Annotated in this window: 10 protein-coding genes; 7 read left to right on the top strand and 3 right to left on the bottom strand. The window is 66.2% G+C overall.

From position 1 onward, the window contains the following. Positions 1-130: 130 nt before the first annotated feature. From odhB to QW887_RS32435, 4 genes are all read left to right on the top strand, one after another. Positions 131-1366 (top strand): 2-oxoglutarate dehydrogenase complex dihydrolipoyllysine-residue succinyltransferase, encoded by a 1236-nt coding sequence (gene odhB / locus QW887_RS32450; protein ID WP_316195940.1) that lies wholly within the window; start codon positions 131-133, stop codon positions 1364-1366. A gap of 68 nt (positions 1367-1434) precedes the next feature. Further along, a complete protein-coding gene (locus tag QW887_RS32445; protein WP_315715928.1) occupies positions 1435-2181 on the top strand; it encodes an SDR family oxidoreductase in 747 nt (248 codons plus the stop codon). Positions 2182-2226: 45 nt separating this feature from the next. After that, complete coding sequence (gene lpdA / locus QW887_RS32440) at positions 2227-3630, top strand: dihydrolipoyl dehydrogenase (protein ID WP_316173392.1); 1404 nt, start codon at positions 2227-2229, stop codon at positions 3628-3630. A 129-nt stretch (positions 3631-3759) separates the two neighbouring features. After that, positions 3760-4290 (top strand): hypothetical protein, encoded by a 531-nt coding sequence (locus tag QW887_RS32435; protein ID WP_315715930.1) that lies wholly within the window; start codon positions 3760-3762, stop codon positions 4288-4290. 40 nt (positions 4291-4330) lie between these two features. Here QW887_RS32435 and QW887_RS32430 read toward each other — a convergent pair whose 3' ends face one another. Together QW887_RS32430 and QW887_RS32425 are read right to left on the bottom strand one after the other, a co-directional pair. Further along, positions 4331-4921 (bottom strand): DUF4337 domain-containing protein, encoded by a 591-nt coding sequence (locus QW887_RS32430; RefSeq protein ID WP_315715931.1) that lies wholly within the window; start codon positions 4919-4921, stop codon positions 4331-4333. Between the two features lie 82 nt (positions 4922-5003). After that, positions 5004-5906: a tyrosine recombinase XerC gene (locus tag QW887_RS32425; protein WP_315716184.1), complete on the bottom strand. Its 903-nt coding sequence runs from the start codon at positions 5904-5906 to the stop codon at positions 5004-5006. Positions 5907-6222: 316 nt separating this feature from the next. On the opposite strand from QW887_RS32425, the gene QW887_RS32420 reads away from it, so the two are divergent. After that, a complete protein-coding gene (locus QW887_RS32420; protein WP_316195938.1) occupies positions 6223-8433 on the top strand; it encodes a primosomal protein N' in 2211 nt (736 codons plus the stop codon). Positions 8434-8545: 112 nt separating this feature from the next. Here the strand turns inward: QW887_RS32420 and QW887_RS32415 are convergent, their stop codons facing one another. Then, positions 8546-9094, bottom strand: coding sequence for a septal ring lytic transglycosylase RlpA family protein (locus QW887_RS32415; protein ID WP_315715933.1), 549 nt, complete (start codon positions 9092-9094; stop codon positions 8546-8548). A gap of 649 nt (positions 9095-9743) precedes the next feature. On the opposite strand from QW887_RS32415, the gene QW887_RS32410 reads away from it, so the two are divergent. Continuing rightward, a complete protein-coding gene (locus tag QW887_RS32410; RefSeq protein WP_315715934.1) occupies positions 9744-10304 on the top strand; it encodes a F0F1 ATP synthase subunit delta in 561 nt (186 codons plus the stop codon). Then, the gene (atpA, locus tag QW887_RS32405) at positions 10304-11836 is read left to right on the top strand and encodes a F0F1 ATP synthase subunit alpha (RefSeq protein ID WP_315715935.1); all 1533 of its coding nucleotides are present in this window, start codon (positions 10304-10306) and stop codon (positions 11834-11836) included. The genes QW887_RS32410 and atpA overlap by 1 nt, the downstream gene beginning before the upstream one ends. Positions 11837-11971: the final 135 nt, after the last annotated feature.

Below are 11971 nucleotides of genomic sequence, written 5' to 3'. Positions count from 1 at the left end.
TTTTTTGACGCGCCCCGCAATCGGCGGGGCGCAAGTACATCGCGTTGATCGTCCGTCCCGCATCGCTTGCTCGCCGCAAGGCGATGGCGGACCGGCTTTATGACCGCACGGGTTATTGAGGATAAAGACCATGACTGAAATTCGCGTTCCGACGCTGGGTGAATCCGTCACCGAAGCCACCATCGGCCGCTGGTTCAAGAAGGCAGGCGACGCCGTGGCGGTCGACGAGCCCCTCGTCGAGCTCGAGACCGACAAGGTCACGATCGAGGTGCCCGCGCCTTCGGCCGGCACCTTGGGCGAGATCATCGCCAAGGATGGTGAGACGGTCGCCGTCGGCGCGCTGCTCGGCCAGATCAATGATGGCGCGGCTGCTGCGAAGCCTGCCGCTGTTGCGCCCGCTCCCGCGAAGCCCGCCGCGCCGCCGCCGGCTGCGGCTCCCGCTCCGGCCAAGGCGCTGCCCGCCGATACGCCGCAGGCCCCGTCGGTGCGCAAGCTCTCGGCCGAGAGCGGCGTCGATGCGACCACCGTTCCGGGCTCCGGCAAGGACGGCCGCGTCACCAAGGGCGACATGCTGGCCGCCATCGAGCGCGCCGCGTCCGCGCCGACCCCGGTCAATCAGCCCGCCGCCTCGGTCCAGGTGCGTGCGCCGTCGCCGGCCGATGACGCCGCGCGCGAGGAGCGCGTGAAGATGACGCGGCTGCGCCAGACCATCGCGCGCCGCCTCAAGGACGTGCAGAACACCGCGGCGATGCTGACGACCTTCAACGAGGTCGACATGACCAACGTCATGGCGCTGCGCAGCCAGTACAAGGACGTGTTCGAGAAGAAGCACGGCTCCAAGCTCGGCTTCATGGGCTTCTTCACCAAGGCCGTGGTGCAGGCGCTCAAGGACATCCCGGCGGTCAACGCCGAGATCGACGGCACCGACCTGATCTACAAGAACTACTATCACATCGGCGTCGCCGTCGGCACCGACAAGGGCCTGGTCGTGCCCGTCGTGCGCGACTGCGACCACAAGTCGATCGCCGACATCGAGAAGGGCATCGCCGATTTCGGCCGCCGCGCCCGTGACGGCCAGCTCAAGATCGACGAGATGCAGGGCGGCACCTTCACCATCACCAATGGCGGCATCTACGGCTCCCTGATGTCGACCCCGATCCTGAACGCGCCGCAGTCCGGCATCCTCGGCATGCACAAGATCCAGGAGCGCCCGGTGGTGGTCGGCGGCAAGATCGAAGTCCGCCCGATGATGTATCTGGCGCTGTCCTACGATCACCGCGTCATCGACGGCAAGGAAGCCGTGACGTTCCTGGTGCGCGTCAAGGAAAGCCTGGAGGATCCGGCACGGCTCGTGCTGGATCTCTGAGGGCACGCGACGACCTGAAGACATGAGGCGCGCTTCATGAGCGCGCCTCAGACCTAACGGGGGCCATCATGACCGACAGGGTTGCAGTGATCACCGGCGGCAGCCGCGGCATCGGCCGCGCCACCGCCATCGCCGCCGCATCGCGCGGCTTCAAGATCGTTGTCGGCTACGCCTCCAACGAGGCCGCCGCGCAGAGCACGGTGGCCGCGATCGAGGCCAAGAACGGCAAGGCCATCGCAGTCAAATGCGACGTCGGCCGCGAGCACGACATCCTCGCTCTGTTCAAGGCGGCGGACAAGTTCGGCACGCTCGGCGCGCTCATCAACAATGCCGGCATCGTCGGTCCGACCACGCGCGTCGACGAGATGAGCGCGGAGCGCATCGAGCGTTTGATGGCGGTCAACGTCACCGGCAGCATCCTGTGCGCACGTGAGGCGGTGAAGCGCATGTCGACGCGGCATGGCGGACAGGGCGGCGTGATCATCAACCTGTCCTCGGTCGCCGCCAAGCTCGGCTCGCCGAATACCTACGTCGATTATGCGGCGTCGAAGGGCGCGATCGATTCCTTCACCGTCGGACTCGGTCATGAGGTCGCCAATGAAGGCATCCGCGTCGCCGCCATTCGCCCAGGGCTGATCGACACTGATATCCACGCCTCCGGCGGCGAGCCCGATCGCGCCCATCGTCTCGCCCCGCTGGTGCCGATGAAGCGCGTCGGCACCGCGGAGGAAATCGCCAATGCCATCGTCTGGCTGCTGTCGGACGAGGCTTCCTATGTCACTTCGGCCATTCTCGACGTGTCGGGCGGACGCTGACGACCGTCGCTATCTCTGACTTGCAAGCTTACGGAACATTCGATCATGGCATCCTACGATCTCGTCGTCATCGGCACCGGACCCGGTGGTTATGTTTGCGCCATCCGCGCAGCACAGCTCGGCATGAAGGTGGCCGTGGTCGAGAAGAACGCCACCCTCGGCGGCACCTGTCTCAATGTCGGCTGCATGCCGTCGAAGGCGCTGCTGCACGCCTCGGAGCTGTTCGAGGAAGCCGGGCACTCCTTCGCCAAGATGGGCATCAAGGTGCCCCAGCCCGAGATCGATCTGCCGGCGATGATGAACTTCAAGCAGCAGGGCATTGACGGCAACGTCAAGGGCGTCGAGTTCCTGATGAAGAAGAACAAGATCGACGTGCTCGTGGGCAGGGGCAAGATCCTCGGCACCGGCAAGCTGCAGGTCACCGGAAATGACGGCGCCGTGCAGACCGTCGAGACCAAGAACATCGTGATCGCAACGGGCTCGGACATCGCGCGGCTCAAGGGCATCGAGATCGATGAGAAGCGCATCGTGTCCTCGACCGGAGCGCTGTCGCTGGACAAGGTACCTTCGACGCTCTTGGTGGTCGGCGCCGGCGTGATCGGGCTCGAACTCGGCTCGGTGTGGCGCCGCCTCGGCGCCAAGGTCACCGTGGTCGAATTCCTCGACCGCATCCTGCCCGGCATGGATGGCGAGATCGCAAAACAGTTTCAGCGCATCCTCGAGAAGCAGGGCTTTGCGTTCAAGCTCGGCGCCAAGGTGACCGGTGTCGACACCTCTGGCACGACGCTCTCGGCCATGATCGAGCCGGCGGCCGGCGGCGCGGCCGAGAAGATCGAAGCCGACGTGGTGCTCGTGGCGATCGGCCGCGTGCCCTACACCGAGGGACTCGGGCTGCAGGAAGCGGGCGTCGCGCTCGACAACCGCGGCCGCGTCCAGATCGACCATCATTTCGCGACCAGCGTGCCCGGTGTCTACGCCATCGGCGACGTCGTTGCAGGGCCGATGCTCGCGCACAAGGCGGAGGACGAGGGCGTCGCGGTGGCCGAGATCCTCGCGGGCCAGGCCGGGCACGTGAACTACGACGTCATTCCAGGCGTGGTCTACACGACGCCCGAAGTGGCCTCCGTCGGCAAGACCGAGGACGAGCTGAAGCAGGCCGGCGTCGCCTATACCGTCGGGAAGTTTCCGTTTACCGCGAATGGCCGTTCCAAGGTCAACCAGACCACTGACGGTTTCGTGAAGATCCTAGCCGATGCGAAGACGGATCGCGTGCTCGGCGCCCATATCATCGGCCGCGAGGCCGGGGAAATCATTCACGAGGCCGCCGTATTGATGGAGTTCGGTGGCTCTGCCGAGGATCTCGCGCGCACCTGCCACGCGCATCCGACACGGTCGGAGGCCGTGAAGGAAGCCGCGCTTGCGGTGGGTAAGCGGGCCATCCATATGTGATGGACGCCCGGAGGCGCCTTCGGTGGGTGCGACAAAACGCCCGCTTTTGACGCTGAACCGAACGGCAAGGCGCGAGGTCGTATCGTCATAGCGGCCTCAACCCGCGAGGCCTGGCGGAGATGGAGTCCGATGCTGCGCCGCCTGCTTCAGCCGTTCTGGGTTCTGCTTGCGATCATCTTCCTGATCGAAGCCTGGCTGTGGGACCATCTCGAGCCGATCGTGGCGCGCATCGTCGCCGCGATACCGCTGCGTAGCTTCAAGCACTGGCTGGCCGCGCGCATCGAGACCCTGTCGCCGGCGCTGACCCTGATCGTCTTCGTCGTGCCGGTCGTGCTGCTGTTTCCGCTCAAGCTGATCGGCATGTGGCTTTTGATGCACCAGCAGTGGAAGTTTGCGCTGGCCACGATCGTGTTCGGCAAGATCGTCGGTGTCGGCGTCACCGCCTTCATCTTCGATGTGACGCGCAGCAAGCTGCTGCAGATGTCCTGGTTCGCGTGGCTCTACGAGGCCGTGCTCGCGCTGCGCAGGAAAGCCGCGGCGCTGGTCGATCCTATCAAGCAGCGCATCCGCGAGATCATCCACGGCAATGCCGATGGCTGGTCATCGCGCGTGCTGCGCGTGATCATGCGCTTCCGCAGGAGCGTGCAGCAGGCGCGGTAGTGGTGGTCGCGACGTCGCAAGCCAGTTGCTGTCGCTGACCTCAGTGCAGATGCAAGAGATGCGGCTGGAACAGGCCGAGCAGCGTCATGGCAATACCGATCAGCGCGAGCCCTCCGGAGGCCCAGGCCAGAACGATCATTCCCGTGATGATCGTCGCCGACGCCAGCACGATGCCGATCTGGAAGGCAGCCGACGCCAGCTCATAGTGGTGGTACTTCGCCGTCGCCTCGTCGCGCTCATGCTCGGCATGCTTGGCGCGCTCCGCCAACTGCTCGCTGCCTTCGCCGGTCTCGGGCTCGGAGCGATAGCGCGCGGCATTCTTCTGCCAATCGTCGATCTGCTTCTGCAACGCCGCCTTGGCCGCCTCGTCAGGCAGCGCCGGCAAGCTCAGTTTGCCCTGCTCGGCGGCGGTCTGCACCACGGTGCGGCGAACGGTCTTGGCCTGGAAGAAGGCCCAGAGATTCGAGGCCTCGACGTTCTTGCTGATCGATTCGGTCTGCGCGCCCTTGCCGAGCGTTTCGGACAGGGCCAGGAACAGGGCGATGACGGCGATCAGCAGCGCGATCTTCTTGTTTTCGCCGGACGCATGCTCGGCATGCTCCGCATGCTCCATGCTCTCATGTGCGCTCATCTGTTCCCCTCCGGATCAAGCTGCCAAGACGATTGCCGGAACCGGGGGGACAGCGCAAGCGAAACGATATGAACGAAAAATGTCACCGTCGCGGATGCGCTGACGCGTAGACCTGCAGCAGGCGCTCCGAATCGATGCCGGTATAGATCTGCGTCGTCGACAGCGAGGCGTGGCCGAGCAGCTCCTGGATCGCGCGCAGATCGCCGCCGCGCGACAACAGGTGCGTCGCGAAGGAATGGCGCAGCGCGTGCGGCGTGGCGCTGTCCGGCAGGCCCAGCGCGCCGCGCAGCCGCTCCATCGCGAGCTGGATGATGCGCGGGCTCAACGGACCGCCCTTGGCGCCGAGAAACATCGGCCCCTCCGCAGGCAGCGGGTACGGGCAAAGCCTGGCATACTCGTCGATCAGCTGCAGCACGTTCTGCAGCACCGGCACCATCCGGGTCTTGTTGCCCTTGCCGGTCACCACCAGCACGTCGCCTTCGCCGGGGCGCGGCACTTCGCGGCGTTTCAGCCCGAGCGCCTCGGAGATGCGCAGGCCGGAGCCATACAGCAGCGCCATCACCGCGGCGTCGCGTGCCAGCACCCAGGTCTCGCGGGTCTCGCCGGCGCGCTCGTCGGCATCGGCGAGGCGCTTGGCGGCGTCCATCGGCAGCGGCTTCGGCAGGCTCTTGGCGATCTTTGGCGCGCGGATTCCTGAGAGGGCGCCGACCTTGCCCTTGCCCTCGCGCTCCAGAAAGCGCCCGAACGAGCGCAGGCCCGCCAAGGATCGCATCAGGGAACGTCCGGCGATGTCGTCGGCGCGGCGCATCGCCATGAAAGCGCGGATGTCGGCGGCCTCCAGCCCCGCGAAGCGCACCAGCGTCACCGGCTCGCCCCAATGGATGCAGAGGAATTGCAGGCACTGCCGGAGGTCGCGGGCATAAGCCTCCACGGTCTTCGGAGATAGCCGGCGCTCGCTACGCAGATGCGCCAGCCACTGCATCATGGCCTGGACGACGCCCTCGTCGGCGCCGAGGAGGGCGGTGGCCTCAGACTCTTCGTCCGTGTCCGCGTGAGTCGGCTCTGTTTGCTTTGTCATGGCGTCCGTGCCCACGGATGGGTCGCTGTGAAGCGTTGTCGATCGCCGCGAACTCGGTTTGCGCCTCTCCCCGCAAGATCGGGAAGAGGGAGTGCAATGGCGCTCGCGGGAACAGCTCGATCTCATCTCGTCGAGTCATGTATATCGCACTGTCGTCCTTTACCGTTCGCTAACTTTGCCGGACGGCTTTCGCTTCAGCCAGAGCAAGGCTATCTCCGCCCTCATGGACCGCGCGACCGACCTCTTTCCAGGTGCAGCCAGCACGACCGGCGTGGTCGACGTGCTGGTTCCGGTCGCGCTCGACCACACCTATTCCTACCGCGTGCCGCGCGGCATGGATCTGAAGCCGGGCGATATCGTCGGCGTGCCGCTCGGGCCGCGCGAGGTACTGGCGGTGGTGTGGGCGGAGAATGCCAATCCGGATCCGCGGCTGCACAACCGGCTCAAGGACGTCAGCGAGAAGCTCGAGGTGCCGCCCCTCAAGCCGGAGCTGCGCTCGCTGGTCGACTGGGTCGCGAATTACACGCTGTCGCCGCGTGGCATGGTGCTGCGGATGTGCCTGCGCATGGGCGAGCATCTTCGCCCGGAGCGTGTCCGGCTCGGCGTCCGCCTGGTCGGCGAGCCGCCCAAGCGGCTGACGCCGGCGCGGCGGCGGGTCATCGAGGCGGTGTCAGACGGTCTGCTGCATGGAAAGTCCGACCTCGTCCGCGAGATCGGCGTCTCCAGCAGCGTGATCGACGGCCTGGTCGACGAGAGGACCCTCACGGTCGAGGCGATGCCGCGTGCGCTGCCGCCGCCGGCGCCCGATCCGTCGTTCGCGCAGCCCGAGTTCTTCGACGCGCAGCTGGCCGGCGTCGCGGCGATGCGGGCGCTGGCCGCCGATGGCGGCTTCCAGGTCGCGCTGCTCGACGGCGTCACCGGCTCCGGCAAGACCGAAGTCTATTTCGAGGCGGTCGCCGAGACCGTCCGCCGCGGCCGGCAGTCGCTGATCCTGATGCCTGAGATTTCGCTCACCGGCCAGTTCCTCGACCGCTTCTCGCGCCGCTTCGGCGTGCGGCCGCTGGAATGGCATTCCGAGCTGACCCCGCGCACGCGCCAGCGCAACTGGGCGGCGATCGCCGCCGGCGAGGCGCCGGTCGTGGTCGGCGCCCGCTCGGCGTTGTTCCTGCCCTATGCCGATCTCGGCCTGATCGTCGTCGATGAGGAGCACGATCAGGCCTACAAGCAGGACGAGGGCGCGCATTACCACGCCCGCGACATGGCGGTGGTGCGCGGCCACATCGCCAAATTTCCGGTGGTGCTGGCCTCGGCCACCCCCTCGGTCGAGACCGAGGTCAATGCTCGCAAGGGCCGCTATCAGCGCGTCGCGCTGCCGTCGCGGTTCGGCGGCCAGCACATGCCGCATATCGAGGCCATTGATCTCCGGCGCGAGCCGCCGCCGCGCGGCCGCTACATCTCGCCGCGGCTGGCGGGTGAGATCCGCACCGCGATCGAGCGCGGCGAGCAGGCGCTGCTGTTCCTGAACCGCCGCGGCTATGCGCCGCTGACCCTGTGCCGCGCCTGCGGCCATCGCTTCGCCTGCACCATCTGCGACGCGTGGCTGGTCGATCATCGTTTCCGTCAGCGGCTGGTCTGTCACCATTGCGGGTTCTCGATGCCGCGGCCGCCGACCTGCCCGCATTGCGCGGCCGAGGAATCGCTGGTCGCGGTGGGGCCCGGCGTGGAGCGGCTGCAGGAGGAGGCGGCGGCGCTGTTTCCTGAGGCGCGCAGCATGGTGCTGTCGAGCGACCTGATCACCTCGATCGAAACCATGCGCGCCGAGCTGACCGAGATCGCCGAAGGCCGCGTCGACCTCATCATCGGCACCCAGCTCGTCGCCAAGGGCCACAACTTTCCGCGGCTCAATCTGGTCGGGGTGGTCGATGCCGATCTCGGCCTCGGCAATGGCGATCCGCGCGCCGCCGAGCGCACCTGGCAGCTCTTGAACCAGGTGATCGGCCGCGCCGGCCGCGAGCAGGGGCGGGGTCGCGGCTATCTGCAGACCCACCAGCCCGAGCACCCCGTCATGAAGGCGCTGGTCGCCTGCGACCGCGAGGCGTTCTACACCAGCGAGATCGACGCGCGCGAGCGCACCGGCTATCCGCCGTTCGGCAGGCTGGCGAGCCTGATCATCTCGGCGGGGGATCGGCCTACTGCCGAAGGCTTCGCCCGCCGGCTGGTCGCGTCAGCGCCGCGTGAGGAGGGCGTGCTGCTGCTCGGCCCGGCTGAGGCGCCGCTCGCGGTGATCAAGGGCCGCTACCGCTTCCGGCTGCTGCTCAAGTCGGCGCGCAATTTCGACCTGTCGGATTATCTGCGCCACTGGCTGGCGCATGCCGAGAAGCCCAAGGGCAATCTCAAGCTCGAGGTCGACGTCGACCCGCAGAGCTTCTTGTAGCGCTCTCTCCACCGTCATTGCGAGCGCAGCGAAGCAATCCAGGGCCGGGTTGGGACTCTGGATTGCTTCGTCGCTTCGCTCCTCGCAATGACGCGCGGAAAGATCGGGTATCTTACGACACGACTTCGGCGGTGACGCGGCCGACGCCGGCGCGGGTCAGGCCGATGGCGCGGGCTGCGCCGGTCGACAGGTCGAGCACCCGGCCGCGGATGAACGGGCCGCGGTCGTTGACGGTGACGATGACGCTGTTGCCGCCATGGGTCACGCGCAGCTTGGTGCCGAACGGCAGCGAGCGGTGAGCGCAGGTCATCGCGTTGGCGTTCATGCGCTGGCCGGAGGCGGTGCGGCTGCCGGACTCGTTGCCGTAGTACGACGCCATGCCGGAGAAAGTGCGGCCGGTGCCGGACGACGGCGTGACCGCTGCGTTGGAGTTCATCCACGAGGAGCCGTTGGACGACCATCCGTTCGAAAACGAGTCGGCCGCGGGCTGAGCAGCATGGCGCGCCATGTGATGATGGTGGTGGCGAGCGTGGTGATGGTGGTGCCTGGACCGGGCCGAGGCTTCGGTGGCGCTGCCGCCGACGATCAGCGTCACGGCAACGGCGAGCGCGGTGCGCGAGCCGGCGATCTTGCCAGCCGAGAGGTTCTTCAGTTTCAGCATCTATGTCCCTCGAACAGTATTGCCGCGTTCTGCGGCCAGTGGACCCCCGTCAGGTGTTGAGGCGCGCGCCGTTTGGTGGGGCAATGAGGCGTGAATGGGGCAGTAGAAATTGTTCCGCTCTGATCGAAACATCTTGCATCGCGGTCTACTCATCACGGAAAATTCCGTAATCCACCGCGTTAACGGTTTATTAACGATCAAATACTTCAAAATACTGTTGAGTTAAGTTCTCACTTAGGATGCCAAGATGTCAGCAAGTAATGTCGGTGCGGGCTGGTCGGCGGCCGCCGGGCACCGCCGACGGGAGTCAAGGCCAAACCAGCATGGCGGCCATGCAGCAACAGCTGGAACCTTGCGCTGAGTGACTGGTATCGGGGGCGGGCGCGCGCGGGCGGCCATCAAGCGAGTCCGTTGGACCGCGCGTAGGCTCCGACCGCGGCGCGGCAACAAGGTGCCGAATAGCGGGCCGCCGCTTGTTGCGGCTGCGCGTACGCTATGTTAGCAAAGCGCCGCTTTTCGTGATCAAGCTGCTCTCGCGGCGATCGAAAATCAAAGTCCTGCTTGAATTCCAAGGGCTTAGCTGGTTTGCGCCGCAGCGGCGCGCCGGTGTCCCTCTTGTGGGTTGGGCGCATATAAAAAGAGCACGTCTGTGGCTGCTGAAGATCCCTCCGTATCCGGTGTGTCCGGTCGTTACGCGACGGCCCTGTTTGAACTGGCCCGTGACGAAAAGTCCGTCGATGCGGTCAAGGCCGATCTCGACAGGTTCAATGCCCTCCTCGATGAGAGCGCCGATCTCAAGCGCCTCGTCCGCAGTCCGGTGTTCGGTGCGGACGTGCAGCTCAAGGCGCTGAATGCCGTGCTGGACAAGGCCGGCATCGCCGGTGTCGCCGCCAACGTGCTGCGCGTGCTGACCGCCAACCGCCGCCTGTTCGCGGTGACCGACGTGATCCGCGCCTTCAACGCGCTGGTCGCCAAATACAAGGGAGAGGCCACGGCCGACGTCGTCGTCGCCGAGCCGCTCTCCGACAAGAATCTCGACGCCTTGAAGGCCTCACTGAAGACGGTGACCGGCAAGGACGTCGCGCTCAACGTGAAAGTCGATCCAGCGATTATCGGCGGGCTCGTCGTCAAGCTCGGCAGCCGCATGATCGATAGTTCGCTTCGCACCAAACTCAACTCGATCAAGCACGCGATGAAAGAGGCAGGCTGATGGACATCCGCGCCGCGGAAATTTCCGCGATCCTCAAGGACCAGATCAAGAATTTCGGGCAGGAAGCCGAAGTCACCGAAGTCGGACAGGTGCTGTCCGTCGGTGACGGTATCGCCCGCGTCTACGGTCTCGACAACGTCCAGGCCGGCGAGATGGTCGAGTTCGAGAACGGCACCCGCGGCATGGCGCTGAACCTCGAGACCGACAATGTCGGCGTCGTCATCTTCGGCGCCGACCGCGAGATCAAGGAAGGCCAGACCGTCAAGCGCACCCGCGCCATCGTCGACGCTCCGGTCGGCAAGGGTCTGCTCGGCCGCGTCGTTGACGCGCTCGGCAATCCGATCGACGGCAAGGGCCCGATCCAGGCCACCGAGCGCAAGCGCGTCGACGTCAAGGCCCCCGGCATCATTCCGCGCAAGTCGGTGAACGAGCCGATGTCGACCGGCCTCAAGGCGATCGACGCCCTGATCCCGGTCGGCCGTGGTCAGCGCGAGCTGATCATCGGTGACCGTCAGACCGGCAAGACCGCGATCGCGCTCGACACCATCTTGAACCAGAAGCCGCTGAACGTCGCTGGCGCTCCCGAGAGCCAGAAGCTGTACTGCGTCTATGTCGCGATCGGCCAGAAGCGCTCCACCGTCGCTCAGTTCGTGAAGGTGCTCGAAGAGCAGGGCGCGCTGGAGTATTCGATCGTCATCGCCGCCACCGCGTCCGATCCGGCCCCGATGCAATATCTGGCCCCGTTCACCGGCTGCACCATGGGCGAGTACTTCCGCGACAACGGCATGCACGCCGTCATCATCTATGACGATCTGTCGAAGCAGGCCGTCGCCTATCGCCAGATGTCGCTGCTGCTGCGCCGTCCGCCGGGCCGCGAGGCCTATCCGGGCGACGTGTTCTATCTGCACTCCCGCCTGCTCGAGCGCGCCGCCAAGCTCAGCAAGGACCATGGTCTGGGGTCGCTGACCGCGTTGCCCGTCATCGAGACCCAGGCCAACGACGTGTCGGCCTACATTCCGACCAACGTCATTTCGATCACCGACGGCCAGATCTTCCTGGAGACCGATCTGTTCTTCCAGGGCATCCGTCCCGCCGTGAACGTCGGTCTGTCGGTGTCGCGCGTCGGCTCCTCGGCCCAGACCAAGGCGATGAAGAAGGTCGCCGGCAAGATCAAGGGCGAGCTGGCGCAGTACCGCGAGATGGCGGCCTTCGCGCAGTTCGGCTCCGACTTGGACGCCTCGACCCAGCGCCTGCTCAATCGCGGCGCGCGCCTGACCGAGCTCCTGAAGCAGCCGCAGTTCTCGCCGCTGAAGATGGAAGAGCAGGTCTGCGTGATCTGGGCCGGCACCAACGGCTATCTCGATCCGCTGCCGCTCAACAAGGTGCGCGCCTTCGAGGACGGCCTGCTGTCGCTGCTGCGCGGCAAGAATGCCGACCTGCTCAACGCGATCCGCGACAGCAAGGATCTGTCCGACGACAGCGCCGCCAAGCTGAAGGCGGTTGTCGAGGGCTTCGCCAAGACCTTCGCCTGATCGCGAGGTCGTGGCCGGCTCCGGCCGGCGATCCACGCCCTTCGGGGTGGGACAACGTGACATCTCATGCCCGGCGCCAGGCCGGGCATGACCAATCTCAGGGTTGAGCGGTCGGGTCTTCAACGGATCGGCCGC

The organism is Bradyrhizobium sp. SZCCHNRI3052 (genome assembly GCF_032484895.1).
Taxonomy (GTDB): domain Bacteria; phylum Pseudomonadota; class Alphaproteobacteria; order Rhizobiales; family Xanthobacteraceae; genus Bradyrhizobium.
Note: the sequence above shows the minus strand (reverse complement) of the source record. Positions and strands in the feature narration are given on the sequence as shown.

Bases quoted from the DNA above. Each gene is read 5' to 3' on its own strand.
- odhB (WP_316195940.1), top strand. From the start codon at position 131: ATGACTGAAATTCGCGTTCCGACGCTGGGTGAATCCGTCACCGAAGCC.
- QW887_RS32445 (WP_315715928.1), top strand. From the start codon at position 1,435: ATGACCGACAGGGTTGCAGTGATCACCGGCGGCAGCCGCGGCATCGGC.
- lpdA (WP_316173392.1), top strand. From the start codon at position 2,227: ATGGCATCCTACGATCTCGTCGTCATCGGCACCGGACCCGGTGGTTAT.
- QW887_RS32435 (WP_315715930.1), top strand. From the start codon at position 3,760: ATGCTGCGCCGCCTGCTTCAGCCGTTCTGGGTTCTGCTTGCGATCATC.
- QW887_RS32430 (WP_315715931.1), bottom strand. From the start codon at position 4,921: ATGAGCGCACATGAGAGCATGGAGCATGCGGAGCATGCCGAGCATGCG.
- QW887_RS32425 (WP_315716184.1), bottom strand. From the start codon at position 5,906: ATGATGCAGTGGCTGGCGCATCTGCGTAGCGAGCGCCGGCTATCTCCG.
- QW887_RS32420 (WP_316195938.1), top strand. From the start codon at position 6,223: ATGGACCGCGCGACCGACCTCTTTCCAGGTGCAGCCAGCACGACCGGC.
- QW887_RS32415 (WP_315715933.1), bottom strand. From the start codon at position 9,094: ATGCTGAAACTGAAGAACCTCTCGGCTGGCAAGATCGCCGGCTCGCGC.
- atpA (WP_315715935.1), top strand. From the start codon at position 10,304: ATGGACATCCGCGCCGCGGAAATTTCCGCGATCCTCAAGGACCAGATC.